The organism is Gammaproteobacteria bacterium (genome assembly GCA_035546635.1).
In the GTDB taxonomy this organism is placed as follows: domain Bacteria; phylum Pseudomonadota; class Gammaproteobacteria; order JAURND01; family JAURND01; genus DASZWJ01.
Window position 1 is genome coordinate 40,150 of sequence record DASZWJ010000031.1, and the last position, 23,024, is coordinate 63,173.

22 protein-coding genes are annotated in these 23,024 nt (G+C 39.5%); 15 read left to right on the top strand and 7 right to left on the bottom strand.

The window, feature by feature from the left end; all coding sequences use genetic code 11:
• Positions 1 to 18: 18 nt before the first annotated feature.
• Together VHE99_08640 and VHE99_08645 are read right to left on the bottom strand one after the other, a co-directional pair.
• Entirely contained in the window at positions 19 to 504 is a 486-nt protein-coding gene (locus VHE99_08640; GenBank protein ID HVV69079.1) for a GNAT family N-acetyltransferase, read from the bottom strand.
• A 15-nt stretch (positions 505 to 519) separates the two neighbouring features.
• Positions 520 to 990, bottom strand: a complete 471-nt coding sequence (locus tag VHE99_08645; protein HVV69080.1) for an OsmC family protein — start codon at positions 988 to 990, stop codon at positions 520 to 522.
• Between the two features lie 130 nt (positions 991 to 1,120).
• Between VHE99_08645 and VHE99_08650 the strand changes: the two genes are divergently transcribed.
• The gene (locus VHE99_08650) at positions 1,121 to 1,306 is read left to right on the top strand and encodes a hypothetical protein (protein HVV69081.1); all 186 of its coding nucleotides are present in this window, start codon (positions 1,121 to 1,123) and stop codon (positions 1,304 to 1,306) included.
• A gap of 41 nt (positions 1,307 to 1,347) precedes the next feature.
• Complete coding sequence (locus VHE99_08655; protein HVV69082.1) at positions 1,348 to 1,779, top strand: DUF4351 domain-containing protein; 432 nt, start codon at positions 1,348 to 1,350, stop codon at positions 1,777 to 1,779.
• A gap of 84 nt (positions 1,780 to 1,863) precedes the next feature.
• Here the strand turns inward: VHE99_08655 and VHE99_08660 are convergent, their stop codons facing one another.
• Both VHE99_08660 and VHE99_08665 read right to left on the bottom strand, forming a co-directional pair.
• Entirely contained in the window at positions 1,864 to 2,931 is a 1,068-nt protein-coding gene (locus tag VHE99_08660; protein HVV69083.1) for a hypothetical protein, read from the bottom strand.
• Between the two features lie 5 nt (positions 2,932 to 2,936).
• A complete protein-coding gene (locus VHE99_08665) occupies positions 2,937 to 3,869 on the bottom strand; it encodes a site-specific DNA-methyltransferase (GenBank protein ID HVV69084.1) in 933 nt (310 codons plus the stop codon).
• 390 nt (positions 3,870 to 4,259) lie between these two features.
• On the opposite strand from VHE99_08665, the gene VHE99_08670 reads away from it, so the two are divergent.
• From VHE99_08670 to VHE99_08720, 11 genes are all read left to right on the top strand, one after another.
• Complete coding sequence (locus VHE99_08670) at positions 4,260 to 4,442, top strand: hypothetical protein (protein HVV69085.1); 183 nt, start codon at positions 4,260 to 4,262, stop codon at positions 4,440 to 4,442.
• A 142-nt stretch (positions 4,443 to 4,584) separates the two neighbouring features.
• Positions 4,585 to 4,794 (top strand): DUF4351 domain-containing protein, encoded by a 210-nt coding sequence (locus VHE99_08675; protein HVV69086.1) that lies wholly within the window; start codon positions 4,585 to 4,587, stop codon positions 4,792 to 4,794.
• Positions 4,795 to 5,045: 251 nt separating this feature from the next.
• Positions 5,046 to 5,465 carry a PQ-loop domain-containing transporter gene (locus VHE99_08680; GenBank protein ID HVV69087.1) on the top strand — a complete coding sequence of 140 codons (420 nt, stop codon included), beginning with the start codon at positions 5,046 to 5,048 and terminating at the stop codon, positions 5,463 to 5,465.
• A gap of 51 nt (positions 5,466 to 5,516) precedes the next feature.
• Positions 5,517 to 7,106, top strand: a complete 1,590-nt coding sequence (locus VHE99_08685) for a PAS domain-containing sensor histidine kinase (protein HVV69088.1) — start codon at positions 5,517 to 5,519, stop codon at positions 7,104 to 7,106.
• The gene (locus VHE99_08690) at positions 7,103 to 8,107 is read left to right on the top strand and encodes a hypothetical protein (GenBank protein HVV69089.1); all 1,005 of its coding nucleotides are present in this window, start codon (positions 7,103 to 7,105) and stop codon (positions 8,105 to 8,107) included. The genes VHE99_08685 and VHE99_08690 overlap by 4 nt, the downstream gene beginning before the upstream one ends.
• A gap of 651 nt (positions 8,108 to 8,758) precedes the next feature.
• Positions 8,759 to 10,042, top strand: coding sequence for a hypothetical protein (locus VHE99_08695; GenBank protein ID HVV69090.1), 1,284 nt, complete (start codon positions 8,759 to 8,761; stop codon positions 10,040 to 10,042).
• Between the two features lie 38 nt (positions 10,043 to 10,080).
• Positions 10,081 to 11,265 carry a PAS domain-containing sensor histidine kinase gene (locus tag VHE99_08700; protein ID HVV69091.1) on the top strand — a complete coding sequence of 395 codons (1,185 nt, stop codon included), beginning with the start codon at positions 10,081 to 10,083 and terminating at the stop codon, positions 11,263 to 11,265.
• Positions 11,262 to 12,266, top strand: coding sequence for a hypothetical protein (locus VHE99_08705; GenBank protein HVV69092.1), 1,005 nt, complete (start codon positions 11,262 to 11,264; stop codon positions 12,264 to 12,266). Before VHE99_08700 ends, VHE99_08705 begins: the two co-directional genes overlap by 4 nt.
• Before the next feature lie 515 nt (positions 12,267 to 12,781).
• Positions 12,782 to 13,450 carry a LuxR C-terminal-related transcriptional regulator gene (locus tag VHE99_08710; protein HVV69093.1) on the top strand — a complete coding sequence of 223 codons (669 nt, stop codon included), beginning with the start codon at positions 12,782 to 12,784 and terminating at the stop codon, positions 13,448 to 13,450.
• Between the two features lie 406 nt (positions 13,451 to 13,856).
• Entirely contained in the window at positions 13,857 to 14,123 is a 267-nt protein-coding gene (locus VHE99_08715; protein HVV69094.1) for a hypothetical protein, read from the top strand.
• A 123-nt stretch (positions 14,124 to 14,246) separates the two neighbouring features.
• A complete protein-coding gene (locus VHE99_08720; GenBank protein HVV69095.1) occupies positions 14,247 to 14,717 on the top strand; it encodes a mannan-binding lectin in 471 nt (156 codons plus the stop codon).
• Positions 14,718 to 14,743: 26 nt separating this feature from the next.
• Here VHE99_08720 and VHE99_08725 read toward each other — a convergent pair whose 3' ends face one another.
• The 3 genes from VHE99_08725 to VHE99_08735 all read right to left on the bottom strand — a co-directional run bounded on the left by VHE99_08725 (position 14,744) and on the right by VHE99_08735 (position 17,368).
• A complete protein-coding gene (locus VHE99_08725; protein HVV69096.1) occupies positions 14,744 to 15,916 on the bottom strand; it encodes an amidohydrolase in 1,173 nt (390 codons plus the stop codon).
• Between the two features lie 34 nt (positions 15,917 to 15,950).
• Complete coding sequence (locus VHE99_08730; protein ID HVV69097.1) at positions 15,951 to 16,097, bottom strand: hypothetical protein; 147 nt, start codon at positions 16,095 to 16,097, stop codon at positions 15,951 to 15,953.
• A 74-nt stretch (positions 16,098 to 16,171) separates the two neighbouring features.
• Positions 16,172 to 17,368: a glycoside hydrolase 100 family protein gene (locus VHE99_08735; GenBank protein HVV69098.1), complete on the bottom strand. Its 1,197-nt coding sequence runs from the start codon at positions 17,366 to 17,368 to the stop codon at positions 16,172 to 16,174.
• Positions 17,369 to 17,514: 146 nt separating this feature from the next.
• Here VHE99_08735 and VHE99_08740 point away from each other — a divergent pair, with 146 nt between their 5' ends.
• Positions 17,515 to 19,506, top strand: coding sequence for an alpha-1,4-glucan--maltose-1-phosphate maltosyltransferase (locus VHE99_08740; GenBank protein ID HVV69099.1), 1,992 nt, complete (start codon positions 17,515 to 17,517; stop codon positions 19,504 to 19,506).
• Between the two features lie 197 nt (positions 19,507 to 19,703).
• Complete coding sequence (treS, locus tag VHE99_08745) at positions 19,704 to 23,015, top strand: maltose alpha-D-glucosyltransferase (GenBank protein HVV69100.1); 3,312 nt, start codon at positions 19,704 to 19,706, stop codon at positions 23,013 to 23,015.
• Positions 23,016 to 23,024 lie beyond the last annotated feature (9 nt).

Genomic DNA, 23,024 nt, shown 5'->3' on the forward strand with positions numbered 1-23,024 from the left:
TTTGGCCTGAAAACAATTTCAATTTTGTCCTGCTAAATCATCCAGCGCTGCACCTGCTAATCGGTAAGGTATCCATTCATTCAATGCTTCAGCTCCAAGGTTTTCATAGAGCTTAATCGCTGACTTGTTCCAATTTAATACCAACCATTCTACACGGCCATAATTTCTTTCTTTAGCGAGCTTAGCTAAATAGACGAGCATAGCCCGACCAATACCTTGCTTACGAAATTTTGACACCACATATAAATCGACAAGGTACAGACCTGGCTTAGCTAATAAAGTTGAAAAACTATAAGTAAATAAGGCATAACTGACAGGTACTTGATTCACATAACCTAACAGTACTTCAGCATGCGGCTGTTCCCCAAACAATGCTGCTTCAAGACTCGCTTCTGTCGCCTCTAATTCATGTGTTAGATCTTCAAATTCGGAAAGCTGCTTAATGAGATCAAATAAAACTGGTATATCTTTTTTCGTTGCAGGATAAATTTCTAATGGGTTCATGAGGTATTCCTAAAATTAAGTAATAATAACAGGCTGACACTTGACATCCGTTTTAACAGAATTAGCAATAAAACATTCTTCATGCGCTTTTTCGTGCATCTGCATCAGCACAGCATCCATAGGCAGATTTTCTCCAGAAAACAACACTTTGGGGCGCAATATCACCCTAGCTATCAACATACGCCCTCCAACATTTTTTTCCATAAAGCCTAAGGCTTCATCCGTATAATGATCCACACAAAAATTTTTCTTCGCAGCAATTGCCAAAAACCAAAGCATATGACAACTAGACAAGGAAGCAATAAATGCTTCTTCAGGATCAATCGCAGCTGGGTCAGAATAAGGTAAAGGCACCACATGAGGCGAAGATGACGCCGGTATTTCTAAACCGCCATCAAATTGCCAGGTATGCAAACGACTATAGCGGTTATCGGTAAATTGCTGCGCACCACGCTTCCAATTAATAGTTGCTTTGTATTCGGTCATTTTTCCCTCCAATGATGTATAGGTTGGTCATACCTTTTATCACAAACTTCAAGCGAGTTCACTACGGTATTGTTATCGCTGCTATGACAGATTAGCATGCATAGACTTTTAGGCAGGTAAGGATAAATCTATGGTTGCTGAAACACGCACTCGGCAAAAAAATACCAAGCGCGCTAATTACGACAGTCCATGGAAACATAGCCTTGAATTCTATCTTCAAGATTTTATGGAATTCTGCTTACCACATATTGCTGAACTAACTATCACCGAGAAGAGAGCTTCGGCACCTATCAAGAAATTGGCTATATTGTTGTAAAGATACTGGATTACCAGCACCGGAAATCGGAATTGGAAACCATGAATAATCGTTTTGCCATGGTGATGTTAGCGCAATTAGCCGCAATGGAAACTAAGCATGACCCTAAAACCCGTTTAATAGCTAAGACGCACCTCACCCGTTTATTGTATCAAAAAGGGTATAAAAAACAGGATATTATTCGGCTATTTGCTTTGATAGACTGGCTGATTACATTGCCTGAAGAGCTTATGTTAGAATACAATGAAGTTGTAAAACAAATTGAGGAGGAAAAGCACGTGCAATTTGTAACTACACCAGAACGAGTGGCGATGATGAAGCTAGCAGCCGCGTTAATTCGGCTATTACAACGTCGTTTTGGTCAATTATCTCCTGACTATTTAAATCAAATTCAACAAGCAAGAACTGATGCTCTGCTAATATGGATTGACTGGGTGCTCGATGCGACCTCTTTGGAAGAAGTATTTAGTTAAATAAAAGGATTAATGTAACCTAACAGCACTTCAGGATGCGGCCTTTTTCAAATACTGTCACCTCAAGGCTGGGTTTGTGCGGGGCTATTCTTGCTCACGCTTTATATCATCAATGAATTGCGACATAGGCCGAACATATGCCGACATGCCGACATGATTTTTAGCATAGTCAAGACGGCGGCTATCATCCCTTAGATAGAAAATGTGCCGCTGCCCGCCTAACAAGGTTAGTTTATCGTCGCTTAAATCTTCATCGTAAGTGATGAGGTGCCAAACTTCTTTAATTTTAAACTTGCTCAATGTTTCAGAACTAGCACTAGAAACTTGTTTCCAGCGTTCCCTTAGTGTTCGTTTGCATGAAATTCCGATAAGCCATTTATCTTTGCAGCGAATCCACTTATCCACTTCAATATCAGCTTGGAAATGATCGGGTTTATGCTCTGCTTTTATATCATAATAATTAAATAAAAAGCTGGTTACATCTTCCAAACTTCCGCCCGCTCGCCCTTTCCTTTTCTGACCTAACCTTCGTTCAAATTCTTGAACATAAGCAGTTAAGACCATATTGGCTTCATATTCTGGCATTAGAGCTATGTCACGTTTTAAATGAGTGAATCCCCGTACCACTTCCACGCGCTCGGCATTAAGACAACCAGCCACCCCCGCATCATCCCACATATTTACAACGCTAGCTAAAGCACCTTTCCCGAGTTTATCAAGGTAGGCTTTTGCAATAGCTTCTGTATAAATTTTATCGTCATTTGGAATGTTCTCTAAGGCTATGTTAATCGGAATTAAAATGCTCTGCGCTGTTAACATAAAAACAGCAACATCAGCCATGCTTTCTAACTTTAAGAATAAATCAGCTACAAACAAATTTATTCGATCTGTCTTGCCTGTTTTCTTTGAAAAACGAGTTTTAAAAATATTTGAAATTACTTCCTTCGCAATTTTTATTTTTATATCGCCAGGCTGTGAATTATCAGCACTAATTCTTTGCAAAGCCACGCATATTTCAGACAGCAACTTTGTTTCTTTGCCGAGCGCCCCATATTTATCACCGTTTATAAGCATTCTTGCGAACCAATAGGCATTACGCCAAGGGTTCTTCATGACAGATTCTTCAATAACTCGGTTTTCTTCCTCAATCATTAGACTCATATGTCAAAGCCTTCTTTCATTAATCTGCTACAGGCCATTTCGCAATAATCTTGAGAAATATCAATCCCTATAAAGTCTCTTTTCAATCGCTTGGCTGCAACTGCCGTTGTTCCTGATCCCATAAATGGATCAAGAACAATTTTTGCATGTGTGCTTGACATAATTCTTTCAATTAAATCTACCGGAAAAGGCGCAGGATGAGGATTGTTCATATCCTGCATAAATTCCCATATATCACCGTAGCTATTAGCCTTGGGAGCTAATTTGAATTTGGGCTTTGCAATAAGATAAATAACTTCATATGTCGGCAAAAAATATCCGGGATTAAAATTTATCCCACCTTTTCTCCGCCAGATAATAATCTGGCGAACAGGAAAACCGCTTACAATGTCTTGTCTGTCCTGTAAGAGTCCAGCTTGAACACGCCATTTATGATTATAAAAGATCGCCCCATCATCTTTTATAACTCGGAGCATTTCAGCTAAGCAGCTACGTTGCCAACTTGTATATTCATCATGCGGCATACAATCATTATAATTTGCATAGCCATTCACAAGAGCTGCATTAGCCCACTTACCGCCTCTGCCATCTTTCATACCATTACCAGTTGAGTTTTTAAGATTATAGGGTGGCGAAGTAACAACTAAATCTATGCTTGAATCTGGAATTTTCTTTAAAACATCAATTGCATTTCCGCAAATAAATCTATTACGAAAAGCACGTAATAAATCCACTTCAAGACTGCTTCTTGCTGCTTCAATGTTCTCCCTGCGCTTTTGTTCTTTCTTCACTCCTGCACGGATATGGCGGGACGGGGTGCTTGGGCGTCTTGGCTTAATGGCTTCAACCCGATCTGTTGTCGCTTTATCTCGCTGATAGGCCAACACTTGGTCTAGCGCAATATCCAGTTGATCTATTGTGTCGATCATGCCGCAACTCCAGTTAGGTTTACATAAGTAAGACGAACACCTTGCACTTTTATTAGCAAAGAACCAATTGGGTCGAGTGTATAGATAGCACGGCGATCTTCGCTCAGGCGATAGGTTTCATCGTCTTTACAGTGATAACATGCCACCACTATCTGAACCGCTTCCGCAAGCCTCGCGCAGCCTTTGCAGCATGAACCACGCGGTTTTTTTGCGTTACCCCGATTTCCTTTGATAGCTGCATGGATAAAATACCCTTGCGGGAAGTCACCAACAGATAAATTGCATAAAACCACTTATCCAGCGACACATGCGAACACTCAAAAATTATTCCTGTCCGAACGGTAAAATCACTCTTGCAGGAGAAACAACGCAAATTCCCTTCAGCCTTGCGTGTCTGCATACAATCTACAGAGCCGCAATGCGGACAATGTGGCGAATCATGCCAGCAACGTTGCTCAAGTACAGTCGGGCGGATTTCTCGTCGGGAAACCACTTGAGAAATTCATACGCGCTGATCGTGCTTTTCATGCTATCACCTTGATTCAATTGACAAAGAATCTTAGCGATCATTAGCAAGGGAGTCAAATATATAATTACCATAAAAAAACAGGATATTATTCGGCTATTTGCTTTGATAGACTGGCTGATTACATTGCCTGAAGAGCTTATGTTAGAATACAATGAAGTTGTAAAACAAATTGAGGAGGAAAAGCACGTGCAATTTGTAACTACACCAGAACGGGTGGGAATAATGAAAGGTTTGCAGCAAGGCGAAGCAACTGTGTTAATTAGACTTTTACAGCGTCGTTTTGGTCAATTATCTCCCGAGTACTTAAATCAAATTCAACAAGCAAGTACTGATGCTCTGCTCATATGGATTGACAGGGTGCTCGATGCAACCTCTTTGGAAGAAGTATTTAGTTAAGTAAATATAACCGCTCGCACGTCTTCCCTGTCATGGATTGCCGGAATCCAGATTCCAGGGTAGGAAACTTTCACGTCCTCGCCTCTTTTCTCCCTACATCCTTGCTAAAACTACATGTTCTATATCGAACGAAGTTACGTTTATTCACCCCTCGAAAGCTCTTTCATTTAAATGCCCTCATTGAACAATCACTCAAATCCTCAAATTTTTAGATTTATCTCCCTAAAAATGAGGGGTATAATAGGAATTAATTGGTTAAAATTTATACAGACCCGTTATTTAGTCATGGGGGCGTTCCTGCGCTAAACAAAAACTTACAGATAACCAAGCAACTCCATTCAACACTTTCAATCGGTTGCCCTGACAAGGATTACCTTATGTGGTCAAAAAATTTAATCGAAACTTTTTTCAGTCTGGGATTATTTATCAATGCACTATTATTTGTTCCTCAAGTCATCAGATTATATAAAGTTAAATCCGCAATTGGCTTTTCACTCATTACTTTTTTTGGATTTAATTTGATCCAATTTTTTACTATTTTGCATGGATATTTGCATCGTGATCTACTATTAATAATAGGAAATACATTAAGTTTTTTAACTTGTGGGAGTGTTACTTATTTGATTGTGTTGTATAAAGGGAAAAATTGGAGTAAAGATATTAATATTTAATTTTATTTTTAAAGAGATTTTTTTCAGAAACCAACCTTTGTATCTAATTACATGAACATGTACTCACACAATATTTTTTCCCATCTTAACCAATCCCTGCATATTCTAGCTAAATTTTTGCCAGGTCATATTTATTGGAAAGATCTAAATGGCGCTTTTCTAGGTTGTAATACTATACAAGCGCAATCTGCAGGATTAAGTGTAGCAGAAATGCTCGGTAAAACAGATTATGAAATGCCTTGGAAAGCTCAGGCTGACGCTTTAAGAAAAGCTGATCTTGAAATTATGAAAAATGGACTTCCAACTTTAATTGAAGAAAGTTCTTTACTTTCAGATGGGAAAATACACTTTTTTTTATCAAATAAAATTCCCTTATTTGATGAGGAAGAAAAGTGCATTGGGCTTTTAGGAATCTCTCTAGATATTACAGAACAAAAGCACAAAGAACTGGCATTAGAAAAGCAAATCAGCCAAACAAAGATAACTTTAGATACTCTTTTGGATAACATTCCTGCACATGTTTTTTGGAAAGATACAAATTGTAATTTATTAGGATGCAACGATCTTCAAGCCAAAAACATGGGATTTTATTCTGCAAAAGAAATGGTTGGGATGAGCAACTATGATGTAATTAATCCAAATCAATCTGAAACAGATAGAAAAGCCCAGGCAGAAGCCATCACTCGCCTGGATAAAGAAGTGATGTCTACTGGTAAAACATATACAGCCGAAGAACCTTTAGTTCTTTCGAATGGGGAAATTGCCATATTCTTATCAAAAAAATCTCCCTTACGTAATAGACAAGGAGAGATTATAGGAGTTTTAGGCATCTCTTCTGATATTACCGAATTAAAAAAAACACAGAAAAAATTGAAATTAACTAAGCATAAATTGACCGCCATGACTGCAATAAGCACCATTATTGCCCATGAATTAAGAACGCCTTTAGCCTCATTAGAACTTGCCTCTAGTAATTTAGATAAATATATACCTACCCTTATCAAAAGCTACCATTTAGCACAAGAAGCAAATTTACCCATTGACTATATCCCTCCTCAAAAAATTAACTTGTTTAAAGATACCATAACTCGAATGCGTGCTGAGATACGCTCAGCATTTATGTTTATTGATATGCTTCTAGTAAAATTAAGAACGTCAATTTCAGCTAAGAGTAGCGAATGCTTCACAATGTCCCAATGCATAGAAGATATATTAAATCGCTATCCTTTCCAGCCTAGAGAAAAAGAAATAGTTTTTGTAAAAATAAACCATGACTTTAATGTACAAGCTAATAAACTATTTGTAGTACATATGTTTTTCAATCTTATAAAAAATGCATTATACCATGCTGCAAAAGATCATACCGATAAAATAACTATTTTACTTGATACAAACAGTGAGTATAATATTGTCATATTTAAAGATACAGGTTCTGGAATCCCTAAAGATATACTGCCCAAGATATTCAAACGTTTCTTTAGTAAAACATATCATGGCACAGGTGTCGGTTTGACTTTTTGTAAAACTGTCATGAAATCATTAGGGGGTGATATCACCTGCAACTCTGAACTAGGCCAATATACAGAATTTGTATTATCTTTCCCTAAACAATTCCAAACCCATCAGGAATCAAAGCCATGAGAGGAGCTCAAGTTAGCTTGTGCTATTATCCCACCACAGTAATTTTGATAGATGACCAGAAAAATTTTTTAAATGAGTTAAAAGTTGGTTTAAAAGATAATATTCCCTGTGAATATTATAGTGAACCACAAAAATTGATTAATCTTTTTAAAACCTATCATCCTAATCACTTCATTAACTACTGCGTCACTTTTGACGAAGACAGCGCTCAAGAAAATTTAATAGTACGCCAAGTCAGCTTACGCAACATCCATAAAGAAATCTACAATCCAGAACGCTTCAAACAAATTTCATTGTTGGTAGCTGATTATGCTATGCCGGGATACAATGGCTTGGAATGCTGCGATGCCATCCACGATAAGTATATTCAAAAATTACTATTAACTGGTGAAGCGCAAAATGATCTCGCTGTGAAAGCTTTCAATAGTCGTCGCATTCATGCGTTTATTCAGAAAAGCGCTCCCGATCTAATGCAAACTTTAAATGCTGTCATTGAAGAGCTCCAACTCAATTATTTTTTAAAGCTATCGAACTCTTTAAGAGACAATTTTAAAGATGGTTTAGAATATTTACTCACTGTTTTAGATGACCCAGCTTTTGTTAAATTCTTCTATGATCTGTGCGAAAGCAAACAAATTACAGAATATTATATTTTAGATACCCAAGGCAGCTTCTTATTACTTGACGATAAAGCTAAACCTTTTTGGCTATTACTGAAAGATGAAACAGAAATGAATAACTTGTTTTTACACGCTGAAGCTGAAGAAGCACCTGAGATTGTGCAAGAACCTTTAAGAACTAGAAGCCACATCCCCTATTTCCATAGTGAAGCCGACTTACAAACCCCACCTTCGCAATGGAACAAATATTTCTACCCAGCACAATGCTTAGCCGGCCAACAGAATTATTATTATATTTTATTAACCGATGCGCCCTTTAGCAACCTTAACCCTAAAGAAATTAAAACAGCGCAGCAATTCTCAAGAGCGCTAACCAGCTGATAATGAATTTTATTATATCATTTTCCACTCATGCTATTTCATTAATCATCCACCCCATATTATATTTAAGCTAATATTAAATAATTATTTCATTTATGATTTATAAATAAATAGAAGGCTATGCCCTCAGTATCTAAATTGTTATAAGCTAATGATTTTCTAAAATCCATCCAAAATTTGCAAAAATCCTATATAATTGCAAAAAGAGCTCCCCAAATTTTAAACTATAAACAACATAAAAAGTCTCTTAGCTTACTTCTTTATGTATTTTTTGTTTTTGTATCCCCAAAAATGGGGAGATTACGTGGAATTAAAAGTTATACATTCATTACCTTTTATTAGATACAGTAAATTTGTGAGGGTTAAATCAATGTGGATTACTTTGCTTCAAGTATTTTTCTTCCTAGGTTTATTAGCGAATGCAGTATTATTTATTCCACAAGCAATAAGACTATATCGTTATAAAAGCAGTCGTGAAATATCGATTTTGACGTTTTTAGGATTCAATATTATTCAAATATTAACAACCATACACGCACTTATTGAAAAAGACTGGCTTTTGTTTATTGGCAGCATTTTAGCTTTTATCACTTGCGCCTCAGTTACGTATCTTTCACTTTTATATCGATTTAAACGTCACAGCCGATCGATATGAAAACTCACCTCTCTAATTTACTACCGCAATCACCAGACACGCAAATTCCAACTCACTTAAAATACAGCGACGTTATGTTGTTGATTGAATTTACAGTAGCAAACTTAATTCGGGCAATTAATGCTTTTTATTTTGAACACACTTTGCATTTATTCGACCCCCATGTAGGAGAAACTTCTTGCCAAATTCGTGCTTATCAAGTTTTGCGATTTGCTAAATCCATTAAATCTGAAGATTCTATATTAATGCGGGTTAGGTTGAAATTTCTTCATGAAATTATGGAACTGATACAAGTCGATACTGTTCATTACCAAAAAATCGATCATTCCAGACGTGAAGTAGAGCCTACTATCAAAACATTAGGCAAGTTTATTAAAGAATCCGGTTATAATTTTGAATTGTCAAACATAGAAAATTTTCTTGTCCAAAGTTATATCCTTACATATTACAAAAAAATAACTGCGAATGGAGATCCTAGTATTGATATTAATAAGATTATGCAAGATATAAAAATTTCTAAAAGTGCTGCAAAACGTTTGACTCGATTTTATCAAATTAATCTCTCCAACATTTCTTGTAATTTTATCTCTTCACTACTACAAGAAACACCAGAAGTTAATATAAACCTAGATTTCCTTAATGCTTTAAAATATGCTGATGATGATGGAAGATCAGTTTTTCCATGCTATTTAGTAATGAAAGTTTTGTGGCAACATATGAAAAAAAATAAATGCATTATTTTACTTAGCATTACTAGAAAGCGAAATAATAGAATAATAGATAAACTAAATCTTTATTTTCAATTGTCAAATAACGGCGCAACATTAATAGAAAATTTTCAACCTAAAGAAGCAAGCTATATTATCGATGGAATAATGGAATGCTCATCCAATGTTTTGGAGAATAGATTAGATTATATCATCCGAGTTTTGAAAACTGGCATTGAAAAGATAATTTTGAGCAATATGGCAATACATCCACAATATAGCGGAAAAAAACTAAGTGCGTTAAGCAATGATCCTTTTGCATTGGATAGCATAATCGCTCAATTTAAAGAGAGCATGCAATTAAAAAATGATTTTTTATATTGGCGCAATGAAGCAAAGAAGCTAGGATGCGGCATACAAAATCCAACATTGTTTTATATCGTACATATGTTTTGCGGTAAAAATATAATAAATAACCAATATGATCTATATAGTGATACACTATTTGTAAATGATACAACTACTAGTTCCCATTTTGAGGATAAACAGACAAGTACCCCTCTTTACTTATAAGCATAAGCACCCTGTTTCAAATCATGGAAGTTACCCTAATGAAACACAATATTCGCACCACAACCTCAAAAAATATGCAAAATACTGCTGAACAATTGGAAAACATTATTTCCTTATTGCCAGGTCATGTCTATTGGAAAGACCGTAATGGAATCTTATTAGGATGTAACAATGAGCAAGCTAAAGATATTGGTTTAAAATCAAGGCATGAGGTAGTCGGTTTAACTGCCTATGACACTCTTCCCAAAGAGTTAGCTGATGCCATAACGCAGGCTGATAACGAGATAATGACTACAGGAATCTCAAAAACTGTTCACGAGGTACTTACCTTACCAGATGGCAAAAAATCTGTTTGGCTCTCACAAAAAGTCCCTTTATATGAAGGAAATGAAGTGATAGGTCTTTTGGGAATTTCTTTAGACGTAACCGAAATAGAAAAGACTAAAAGAAAACTACGAGCCACCAAACACAAATTACAAGCAATGACTGCTGTAAGCGCCAGCATTGCTCATGAATTGAGAACACCTCTAGCCACCATAGATTTGGGAGTAAATGGCATAACAAATTATTTTTCTGCGATTTTAGCAGGTTATAATATGGCTCGCGAAGCTAATCTTCCTGTGCCAGAAATAAGTCAATCCCGAATCAAATTAATTGAACAAGTTTTGAAAAGCATTAAGACGGAAGTCCGCAGTGCATTTAATTTTATTGACATGTTATTATTTAAAATTAAAACATCCATATCAGCAAAAAGCCCAGAAATTTTTTCAATGGCTACCTGCATTCAAGATTCATTAGCGCGATATCCTTTCCAGGAAAATGAGAGTAATTTGATAATCTTAGATCTCAATCAAGATTTTCAAACCCAAGGTAATGCACTGTTAATAACGCATGTTTTTTTCAATTTAATTAAAAACGCAGTATACTATATAGCAGCTTCGGGAAAAAAGGCAAATATTACTATTTCATTACGGACCGGAAAACATTACAATAAAGTCCTATTTAAAGACACCGGCACCGGCATCGCCCCAGAAATCCTACCCAAAATATTCGACCGCTTCTTCAGCAAAACCCGCCACGGCGCAGGTGTAGGCTTAACTTTCTGTAAAATGGTCATGCAATCATTAGGCGGCAAGATTAAATGCGAATCGGTGAAAGGTGAATACACATTATTTACCTTGTCTTTTCCAGCAATACGCAACCATAAGGATACAATGCCATGAGAGGAAACCAAGTCAGCTTATGCTACTACCCCACCACCGCCATATTGATTGACGATCAGCAACCCTTTTTAACTAAATTACAATTGGGATTACCGGAAACCAGACCCTACCAATTTTACGCCAACCCCAATGACTTCATCGCGCGCTTCGCCCATCATCAACCCGAACACTTTATTAATTACTGCGTGACTTTTGATGAAGACAGCGCCCAAGAAAATCTAATCGTACGCCAAGTCAGCCTTCGCAACATCCATAAAGAAATCTACAACCCCGAACGCTTCAAACAAGTTTCACTCTTAGTCGCCGATTACGCCATGCCTGGACACAATGGCTTAGAATGCTGCGACGCCATTCACGATAAATATATTCAAAAATTACTACTCACCGGCGAAGCGCAAAATGATCTGGCAGTCAAAGCCTTCAATCAACGGCGCATCAACAAATTTCTGCAAAAAAGCGCTCCCGATCTCATGCAAACCTTAAGTAGCGCCATAGCCGAACTGCAACTCAATTATTTTTTAGAGTTATCAAACTCGCTACGCGACAACTTTAAAGACGGCCTGGAATATTTGCTCACGGTTTTAGATGACCCCGCCTTTGTTAAATTTTTCTATGATCTGTGTGAAAGCAAGCAAATTACCGAATATTATATTTTAGACACTCAAGGCAGCTTTTTATTACTCGATGATAAAGCCAAAGCCTATTGGCTTTTGCTAAAAGATGAAACAGAGATGAATAACTTGTTTTTACATGCTGAAGCCGAAGAAGCACCAGCCGAAGTACAAGATCCTTTAAGAAATCGCAGCCATCTACCCTATTTCCACACTGAAGCTGACCTACAAACCCCACCTTCTCAATGGAAAAAATATTTTTATCCCGCACAGCGCTTGGCCGGACAGCAGAATTATTATTACACCTTATTAACTGATGCACCCTTTAACGACCTTAACCCCAAAGAAATTAAAACGGTGCAGCAATTTTTGAGGGAATCAGCGGGTTAAGGTAGTTACCCGGCTAAGCACTGTAATCCCTCTCCCGCAAACAGGTTAGGCAAATCTACAAACTCCTTTCAAGGGGAGGGAGTTACAGTGCTAATCCTAAGCCGCCAAAGCTTATAAAAGATGTGTGCGCCCTTTGAGAGAAGGGATATTTGCCAGAATCTAAGATCTAAACATTACTCAAAAAATTAACTTTCTATCAAATCCCCATTCATATCTATTTTTAATCTAGAATTTACCATTACCGTCTTTTTCTCAGAAATTACCTACAATTATTGCTATTTTACCTACCATATTCTACTTTTCTACTTCTGAGCCCCAATCAGCCAAGCTCAATCTTACCTATAAAATTTCTATATTTAGACCAACTTTAAGCCAATGGACTACATTTTATTGCTCAATAATTGATTAAAATTCAGTCTGATTATTGCCTTAACACAAATGCGGCGAGATTTTTTTTCAGCTCTTAACTCAAGACAAGCAGCAAATCTCCCATAAACCTGAAATGAGTACCCAAAATGATAAATGACCCTTCCAAAATCGACACCTTAGCCAGAAATTTACTTAAAGAAATGAAAAATTGCACAACAGATATAGAGCAACTGGACATCCTTAAAACCATTTTAGGCATCAGCTTAAGCACAGACCCGCCTAGCGCCCCCCCCCGCCCATTATTAACCCACCAGGAGAATCAATGCTTACTAGCTGCAGCCCACGGCAAAACCTCTTTTGAAACCGGCAAGCTCTTAGGCATCAAATCTTCAACCGTTGAAACTCACCGCAAATCAATCAAACAAAAACTCGGCTGCACCACCATCGCCCACGCCGTCTTTGTCGCCCTATGCTGCCACGACAAAACTCTGAACCAGCTTAAAGACTTAAACTACGAGAGAAAAACGATGCCAACTGATTCTGAAAATATCAACCTATCCACCACTCGCCAACCTTTTAAACTGTTGGTCGTCGGACACACCGCTGAACAATTAAATGAGCTTGAATGGCTAAATAATGCAGAATTCATGGTTGAAACCGTCAGCAATGGCTTAATGGCATTGGAAAAATTTGACCAAGGATTCGATTTGCTGCTAATCAAAAACAACATGCCCTCAGGATTAAGCGGGCTGCAAATCACAAAAATTCTGCAAGAAATGCGACCACAGCAGATGGTGCCTGTTGTTTTGGTCTAAAAGTACTCCACCCGCCAGCCTTTCATCTTGAATATTCGGTTATCGACTCCGAATATTCAAGGTGAAACCCTGATTGATGCTCAGTCATCAATAAGAATTTAAAGTTCAAATAAATCGTATTTCCGAAAATTAAATCTTATTTTCTAATGCATTGAAAACAGTCTTACTGTGGAAAAGGCAATCTTCTGGGTACGAACACTGACAACATCAAAGCTACTCTTTGAATGGTTACTAAAGTTTACTTCAACCACTGCATTACAAGAAACAATACAAAAAAACCTCGAAACCATAAATCAATGTTTTCATGATTTTGAAAAATATACTGGATCAAAAAAACAAATAGATAGAACCAAACGCTACTTGGAAAATTTAACGAAAACCACAACAAAACTACTGGAAATTGATTTTGTTTATTCTAGCATATATAAAATCCCAGATGATTTTTCCCCGCTTTGCTAAATACCTTATCCGCTGTGAAAATTCATTAGATATGATTTTTTATTATGATGATGGAGAAAACAGCATTGATTTACCACAAGATCAACTAGGAGATTATTTAGAAAATTATTTTAAACAAATATTGCAACAAGGTGAATCGAGCTTTGCAGTCAAACATCTGAAAAAAACAGAAGACACCGCCTCCTCATCTAGCACTTTCTTAGAACCACCATAGTTTTATCCTGAAAATTAGCATAGGAATCTGATAATGGTTTCGTACCCTAAGATTGCCCCAAATTAAAATTTGCGCTATAAATCACTGTTAGCATCCCTAAACAACCATTGGAAGTTAAATTTTATGAAAAAAATAGTGCTAACTCTTATAAGTTTTTGTTTTATCTATGCATTTCCTGCTCTTGCTCAAAATAATCAGCAACAGCAACTCTGGTCTGGCCCAGGCACCTTTGTCATGCCAAAAGGCAGTTATACACAAACCTGCTCCAATTGCTCGCTTAATTCCAATAATACCTTACTATGCTCCTGCGCCGATCGCTCTGGCACTCTTCGTAACACCTTCTTACCTAATGCTAGAGCGTGCAAGTACATTGAAAATATCGATGGCCAATTAACTTGCACGCAAAAACGCCGCTGGCCATTTAAACCCAATCATCCTCAAACAGTCGATGTTCAAGCTGGACCCATTTGGAATCAACCCAATGCCGAACAAGTCTGCCCCTCAGTTTGCCAAAATAACCGCGGCACTTGGACAGGTCAATGGCGCACCACCGTGCCTGGACAAATGTCTGTTTGTCAGTGCCAGCTTTATTAAAGAAAGGTCTCACCCTCACCCCTTTTTCAAAGGGGGTGAGGGGTTTCCCGATTTAAATAACTCATTGCCGTCTGCATCAACAGGCTTGCTGCCACCGAAATAATACTATCTTGAAAATTATAATGCGGCGTATGCAGAACAACATCTTCGCCATTACCTACAACAAAAAAACACCCTGGCACTTTCTCTAGAAAATAAGCAAAATCCTCGGTCACCATCAGCGGATCATTCAAGTGTATCGTTTTAGATTCTCCGAACAATTCATGTGCGGTTCTTAATACCCATTCGGCTTCTTCAACATGATTCACCGTAGGTGGGCATTCATGCAGCATTTCCATTTCCGCCTGTCCACCAAAGCTTTCCGCAATACCTGCGCTTATTTTTTGACATAGCCCTAAAGCTTTATCACGCGTATGCGCGGAAGTCGTGCGCAGTGAAACTGTAATCCGCGCTTCCTCTGGAATCACATTCACCGTATTTCCGCCATGAAATTCCGTGACACTTAACACCACTGGCTGCAAAGCCGATAAGTTACGCGTCACCACTGATTGCAAAGCCTGAATAATATTTGAGCCTATCCAAATTGGATCAATCGCGCGTTCGGGAAAAGCAGCGTGTCCACCCTTGCCGCGAATTTTAATGCTAAAAAAATTAGCGCCGGCAAATATACAGCCGCTTTTAACCCCGATCGTTCCAATCGGCATCGGGATATTGTGATAACCAAAAATTGCATCGACTTTAGGATTTTCCAGCACCCCATGTTTAATCATTTCCAAAGCGCCGGCACCCCCTTCTTCCGCCGGTTGAAAAATCAATTTAATGCGGCCTTTAAACTGATCTCGACAATGGGTTAATGTCGCAGCAACTGCCAGCAAAGTCGCCATATGGCCATCATGGCCGCAGGCATGCATTTTCCCAACGTTTTTAGAGGCATAGGGCAATCCGGTTTGTTCAAGAATCGGCAAGCCATCCATATCAGCGCGCAGTGCAACCGTTTTACCTGGTTTGCCTGAATCAATGACCGCGCTAATCCCGGTCTTAGCAATGCCCGTGGTGATGGTATAACCCCAACGTTGCAAATAATTTGCGATCAATTCGGCTGTCGCATATTCTTCATATTTAAGTTCGGGATGGGTGTGAATGGTTTGTCTGATGGCGGTGATTTCAGGTAAAAGTTCAGCGAGCTTTGCTTGTATCATAAGTTTTCCTGATTAAAAAATAATAACCGACAGCCTAAAATCTACGCCGCATGATAATCTGCAGCAAACTCTGAAAATAATATTCAATGAATTTGAAAGGGCGACGGGTAGGTGTTTGATTTACTTGAGATTTTTCTGCGGGGATTCGATTAGCATCCGTTGGGATTTCTTCTAGTGACATGGCTTAACCTGCTATCATTTTTATCTTGCGTCATTCTATTATACAGGTTTAAGCGTTGCGGAAAACTCTTCTCTTCAAAACACCTTATGCTTCAACGCATAATGCGCCAACAAAAACATCGAAGCATTCCACGACTGCCCTTCCATACCCCGCGGCTCACCCGTATCACCCTTAAACCATTCATTAAACTCCCAACCATTGATCTGATTGGTTGCCGCCAATGCCGTCATCGCTTCTAATGCTTCTTTCTTCTGCCCCATAGCCGCCAACGTCATGACCCAAAATGCACCGACAAATGGCCATATTCCGCCATTATGGTAGCAATACTCGCGATTTTGTTTATGCCGCGCCATATACAGACGCCATAATGGATCGCTTAAACCAATCGGTCGCACCGTGACTCTGACCGGCATCGGCGCATCCACCCGCATTTGTTTGAGGGAATACAACATCTGCGTGGCCACAGAATGATCGGGTATACCAAATAAAATACCCAGCAAATTGCCAAACACATCCCCCTCATCACCAAAAAACGAAAAATTCACAAAACTTAAATATAAATTGCTAAAAGTCGTATTCTTGCGTGTATAGTGCATTAACAAACGTAAACGTCTATATTCCGGCAGATCACGCACAAACGGTCGAAATAAATGATTAAAATGAAAGCGGGTTTCGCGCAAATTCGGTAATTTATAACAACGCTTCACTTCATACCACAAGGTATTGGTGTACAGCACAAACCCCGAGCGCGGCATAATATCTGCCCAATCACTGGCCTCATTTTGCTGCAGCAGGTGTAAGCGCGGGTGCTCCTGGCATTGTAACCACTGAATTGCTTTAGCGGATTTTTCAGCCAGCTCGGCATTCATATTAATCCCCGTATGGCGTGAGACAAAATCCAGGGCTAATAACCACCATAAAGTGGCATCAATGCAGCCTAAATACCAAAAATCCCCCTCTTTTTTCTCCGGGTCAACGTATTTGGGAATCTGCCCATTAGCTGCCTGATGCTCTCCCAACGTTCTGAGCGCCGTACAAGCCCCTTTAATCAGATGGGTATCACCCGACACTACCATCCCAAAAGCAGCGATAGCCGCATCACGGCCAAACACGCAATGGTAATGACGCTTATCATCCTCAGCTTTAACGCTGGCTGCGGCAATACCATAGGGTGTGAGATTTCTGCTTAATAATTCACGGGCGTGCTCGGCACATTGCTCTATAAGCTCTTGTGAATTAGGGTTTTTTTTAAAATTTTCGGTATTTTTCATATGAACAGTATAGACAATGGAGTCGGGGTTTGCGTTATGTTGGGGGATAATAGATAATGATATTAACTAGCAATTTCCGACAATTTAACCTCTCCCCTTGGGGGAGAGGTTAAATGCCAGAAAAGCGTATGTAAAAGGAACTTACATTGTCAAACCTCATAAAAACCCTGCTAAAAAGCATCCCTGGCCACCAGCGTGTTGTCATTAACAACGTCAAACCAGAAATAGAATGCGGCGCCTTCCCCATCAAAAGGTGCATTGGTGAACAAGTCACCGTCACCGCAAATATATTCGCCGACGGCCATGACCAATTAAGCGCCCGCTTACTATTCCGGCATGAATCAGAGTCCACCTGGCAAGAACAGCCTTTTCAACCCCTAGGCAATGACCTCTGGCAAGCTAGCTTTTCAGTAGAAAAAATCGGCAATTATGTTTATACCCTAAGCGCCTTCGTCGATGAATTCCTCACTTGGCAATACAACCTCAAAAAAAAGCTAGATGCAGACCAGCAGACCCCTTTAGATTTTCTAAGCGGCAGAGAACTGATTACAAGAGCCGCCCAACACGCAGAAAAAACTGACCAAAAACACTTACTCACCTATGCCAACACACTCGACCAAGCTTCCGCTGCAATAGCCTTTGACCCAGAATTATCAAGGCTAGTCGCACGCTATGCCCGACCTGCCTTTATCACCCGCTATGCACATGAATTAAAAATTAGTGTAGACCGCGCTCTTGCTAACTTTGGCGCCTGGTATGAGCTATTTCCCCGCTCCTGTTCCCCTACCCCACACCAACATGGCACATTGAATGATGTCATTAAGCGATTAGCCTACATAAAGGCACTTGGCTTTGATGTAATCTATTTCCCTCCCATCCATCCAATAGGCGACAATAAACGCAAAGGCAAAAATAATAATCTCAATGCCACCACCACTGATCCGGGCAGCCCCTGGGCAATTGGCGATGAAACAGGCGGACATAGGGAGATCCATCCGCTACTAGGGAACCGTGAAGATTTCCGTAAGCTAATAAAAGCCATTCATGAACATGGCATGGAACTGGCGCTGGATTTTGCCTTGCAATGCAGCCCTGACCACCCGTATTTAAAAGAACATCCACAATGGTTTAAGCAACGGGTCGATGGCAGCTTACAATATGCGGAAAATCCGCCGAAAAAATATGAAGATATCTATCCACTGTATTTTCAATCAGAAGCCTGGGCAGAGTTATGGATAGAATGTCGAGACATTTTATTATTTTGGATTAATGCAGGCGTCAAAATATTTCGCGTTGACAATCCACATACCAAGCCGTTTATTTTCTGGCAGTGGTTAATTGCGGAAATAAAAACGCTGCACCCTGATGTGATATTTTTGGCTGAGGCTTTTACCCGCCCGACCTTGATGTACCATCTGGCCAAGCTGGGATTCAGTCAATCATATACTTATTTTACTTGGCGCAATACGAAAGAAGAGTTAATTGCCTACTTTACTGAATTGACGACTTATCCGGTAGTGGATTTTTTCCGTGGTAATTTCTGGCCGAATACGCCGGATATTTTACATGCCACATTGCAAACTGGGGGACGTGCCGCTTTTATCACGCGCTTTATTCTGGCGGCGACCTTAGGCACGAATTACGGCATTTATGGTCCGGCCTTTGAGCTTTGTATTAATGAAGCTGTCAAACCTGGCAGTGAAGAATATTTAGATTCGGAAAAATATGAAATTAAAGCTTGGGATTTAAATCACCCAGCCAGCATTAAGCATATTATTAGCAAGGTCAATCACATCCGCCATGCGCATCCGGCTTTACAAAATATGCGGAGTTTACAGTTTCATGCTATCGATAATCCGAAAATAATTTGTTATAGCAAATATTGTGCGGCTTCTAATGATTTGATTGTGGTGATAGTTAACCTGGATAATGAATTTATCCAATCGGGTTGGGTTGATTTGTCTTACGAAATCACCGAGAAATTACCGCACACTTTTGTAGTACACGACTTGTTAGTCGATGCCACTTACCAGTGGAGTAACAAACGCAATTATGTCGAGCTGAATCCTGATAAGATGCCGGCTCATGTTTTACATATTCCCTCCCCCTTTGAAAAAGGGGGGTTAGGGGGGATTTAAAGAGGCGATTGGTGCCACTTTAAACAATAGTGGCACCAATCGCCTCTTTAAATCCCCCCTCAGGCCTTGCGGCCTTCGACCCCCTTTTTCAAAGGGGGTGAAGTAAGAGGTTGAAGGTTAAGCAACAATTAAGGAAAATTTTAAAATGTACTGACAACAAACTCAAAAACCCAATAACTGTAAATCAAGGACGAAATATGGTTACCCAACACGAAGAAACGGATGCCACCTGGTACAAAGATGCGATCATCTACCAAGCACATGTACGCAGTTTCCACGACAGCAATGCCGACGGCATCGGTGATTTTACAGGTCTAATTCAAAAACTCGATTACCTGCAATTTTTAGGTGTCACCCTAATCTGGATTCTGCCATTTTATCCCTCGCCATTAAAAGACGACGGCTATGATATCCAAGATTTTTTCAACGTCAATCCCTCTTACGGCAGCTTAAGCGATTTCAAACAGTTCCTGCGTGAAGCCCACCGACGCGGCATGCGTGTCATGACCGAATTGGTGTTAAACCACACCTCCAGCGAACACCCTTGGTTTCAAAAATCCAGAACCGCCAAACCTGGCAGTCGCTGGCGCAACTATTACATCTGGAGCGACACCACTGATCGCTTTAAGGAAGCTCGCATTATCTTCAAAGATTTTGAAAACTCCAATTGGACTTGGGACCCCGTTGCCAATGCCTATTACTGGCATCGCTTCTATGCCCACCAGCCTGACCTAAATTACGATAATCCTGAAACGCAACGTGCGGTCTGCAAAGTCATTGATTTCTGGCTCAAACTCGGCGTCGACGGCTTACGTTTAGATGCCGTTCCGTATTTATATAAACGCGAAGGTACCAGCTGTGAAAATTTACCTGAAACCCATGCCTTCTTAAAAAAAATCCGCAAGTACATAGACCAACGCTATAAAAACCGCTTTCTGTTGGCAGAAGCCAACCAATGGCCCGAAGATGCCGTCGCGTATTTCGGCAAAGACGATGAATGCCAAATGGCCTTCCATTTCCCCATGATGCCACGCATGTATATCGCCATTCACCGCGAAGACAGTTTCCCACTCGTCGATATTTTGCAACAAACACCAGCCATACCGGACAATTGTCAATGGGCATCTTTTTTACGCAACCATGATGAACTCACCTTAGAAATGGTAACCGAAGAAGAACGCGACTACATGTACCGTATTTACGGTGAAGATCCGCAAATGCGCATCAACTTAGGGATTCGCAGACGTCTTGCGCCCTTAATGAAAAATGACCGAAAAAAAATTGAACTGATGAACGGATTACTGTTTGCCTTACCCGGCACACCGGTCATCTATTACGGCGATGAAATCGGCATGGGCGATAACATTTATCTCGGTGATCGTAACGGCGTCAGAACGCCCATGCAATGGAGTTTAGATCGCAACGCCGGATTTTCTAATGCCACACCGCAGCAATTATTTTTACCCGTCATCATTGATCCCGAATACAATTACGCGATTATTAATGTGGAATTACAACGCAAAAACCTACAGTCACTCCTCTGGTGGATGAAGCGCCTCATAGAATTACGCAAGCAATACCAAGCCTTCAGTCGCGGCAGCATTCAATTTTTAACACAGGAAAATCGCAAAATATTTGCTTTTCTGCGCATTTATAACGACGAACATATTCTCGTCATTGGTAATCTGTCACGCTCCGTGCAATATGCACAACTGGATTTATCTAACTATGCCGAGCAAGTGCCCATCGAACTGTTTGGCGAAACCGAATTTCCGCCCATCTCCAATGACCCTTATATCTTAAGCTTAAGCGCACACAATTTCTTTTATTTTAAAATCAGCAAACCTACGAATGGGCAACGACTAGCAACAAGTCATTATGAACCGCCACAAATTAAAATCAAAAAAAGTTGGACAGAATTACTAAGTCCCAGCGATATTTCTACGTTAGAAACTAAAATTCCCCGTTATCTCTATAGTTGCCGTTGGTTCAAATCTAAAACTGAAAAAATCAACTGTGTTAAAATTACCGATTACGTGATGCTGATGAACAAACCTTTTTCCACTTATTTGCTATTTATTCTAGTGGAATATAAAGAGGCGGAAGATGAACATTATTTACTGCCCATCACCACCATTGCGCCAGAAGATGCAGAAAACCTACGCGAATATCCACAAGCAATTATTGCCATACTTGAAAAAGAAAATAACCGACAAGAATTATTAGTCGATGCCTTATTTATACCGGAGGTTACCAGAAGAATTTTAACGCTCAGCTCCAAGAACAAACAATATAAAGGCCACCATGGAAAAATGTTTGCCACACCTGCCGCCAAATATAAGCAGGTGTTCGCTAACAAATTTGATTTATCTGCGATAAAACCTTTACGAGCGGAACAAACCAACACTTCTGTGTCTTTTAACAATATCTGTATTTTAAAACTATTTCGCCGCCTGGAGCGTGGGGTCAACCCTGATGTAGAAATTGGCCAGTTTTTAACTGAGAAAAATAATTTCAAACATATTCCACGTCTAATTTCTGTTTTACAATATCAGAAAGATCATAAAATCATGACGCTGGCGCATATTCAAGAGTATATTCCACATCAAGATAATGCCTGGAAGTTTACCTTAGATGCATTAGTTTTATTTTTTGAACAAGCCTTAGCACAGCACAACGCGGGAGAATCTATCCCCTTGCCTGTCAATCCTTTTTATCATACGCAGACTGAAATACCAGACACCGTACATTATTTACTCGGTACTTATGCCCATTCAGCTCAGCTTATTGGCAAACTCACCGCTGAAATGCATTTAGCACTCGGCTCAGAAGCCAAAGAAGCTGATTTTAAACCCGAAGCTTATACGAGCTTCGATCAAAAAGCTTTGTTTCAATCGGTACAAAGTTCCTGTAAAAAAATCTTTGATCTCCTAAATCGATGGGCACGAAAAAATCCCGAATCTGAAACAGGCGCAACACACCTGCTTAAAAGCCAAGAGGCCATATTTAATATCGCGCAAGAAATTTTATACGGTAAATTCGATGGTGGAAAAATTCGTATTCATGGCGACTACCATCTGGGTCAGCTACTTTATAACGATAATGAATTTATTATTATCGATTTTGAAGGCGAACCGGATCGACCATTGAGTGAACGCAAAATTAAACGTTCACCCCTACGCGACGTGGCCGGCATGTTAAGGTCGTTTCATTATGCAGTTTGCATGGTGGTGGCTGATAAAGCTAAAAATCAACCACAAGAATACCAAGAGACTTTAAGGCAATGGGGGGAATATTGGTATCGCTGGGTTTGTCATCTATTTCTCAAGGGGTATTTTGAGGAAATGGCGACAAGTCAATTACTGCCATCTAATCATACGGCTTTATTCAAATTATTACGCTCCTCCTTGCTGGAACGGGCGATTTATGAAGTGGGGTATGAGCTGAATAATCGGCCGGAATTGGTAAATATTCCGTGCTACGGAATTTTGGATTTGCTTGGGGAGTGATTGAGCGCA

Coding starts and splice junctions, on each gene's coding strand:
- VHE99_08655 (HVV69082.1), top strand. CDS start 1,348: ATGAATAATCGTTTTGCCATGGTGATGTTAGCGCAATTAGCCGCAATG.
- treS (HVV69100.1), top strand. CDS start 19,704: ATGGTTACCCAACACGAAGAAACGGATGCCACCTGGTACAAAGATGCG.
- VHE99_08645 (HVV69080.1), bottom strand. CDS start 990: ATGACCGAATACAAAGCAACTATTAATTGGAAGCGTGGTGCGCAGCAA.
- VHE99_08650 (HVV69081.1), top strand. CDS start 1,121: ATGGTTGCTGAAACACGCACTCGGCAAAAAAATACCAAGCGCGCTAAT.
- VHE99_08685 (HVV69088.1), top strand. CDS start 5,517: ATGAACATGTACTCACACAATATTTTTTCCCATCTTAACCAATCCCTG.
- VHE99_08695 (HVV69090.1), top strand. CDS start 8,759: ATGAAAACTCACCTCTCTAATTTACTACCGCAATCACCAGACACGCAA.
- VHE99_08660 (HVV69083.1), bottom strand. CDS start 2,931: ATGATTGAGGAAGAAAACCGAGTTATTGAAGAATCTGTCATGAAGAAC.
- VHE99_08705 (HVV69092.1), top strand. CDS start 11,262: ATGAGAGGAAACCAAGTCAGCTTATGCTACTACCCCACCACCGCCATA.
- VHE99_08735 (HVV69098.1), bottom strand. CDS start 17,368: ATGAAAAATACCGAAAATTTTAAAAAAAACCCTAATTCACAAGAGCTT.
- VHE99_08720 (HVV69095.1), top strand. CDS start 14,247: ATGAAAAAAATAGTGCTAACTCTTATAAGTTTTTGTTTTATCTATGCA.
- VHE99_08710 (HVV69093.1), top strand. CDS start 12,782: ATGATAAATGACCCTTCCAAAATCGACACCTTAGCCAGAAATTTACTT.
- VHE99_08640 (HVV69079.1), bottom strand. CDS start 504: ATGAACCCATTAGAAATTTATCCTGCAACGAAAAAAGATATACCAGTT.
- VHE99_08730 (HVV69097.1), bottom strand. CDS start 16,097: ATGTCACTAGAAGAAATCCCAACGGATGCTAATCGAATCCCCGCAGAA.
- VHE99_08690 (HVV69089.1), top strand. CDS start 7,103: ATGAGAGGAGCTCAAGTTAGCTTGTGCTATTATCCCACCACAGTAATT.
- VHE99_08725 (HVV69096.1), bottom strand. CDS start 15,916: ATGATACAAGCAAAGCTCGCTGAACTTTTACCTGAAATCACCGCCATC.
- VHE99_08665 (HVV69084.1), bottom strand. CDS start 3,869: ATGATCGACACAATAGATCAACTGGATATTGCGCTAGACCAAGTGTTG.
- VHE99_08700 (HVV69091.1), top strand. CDS start 10,081: ATGAAACACAATATTCGCACCACAACCTCAAAAAATATGCAAAATACT.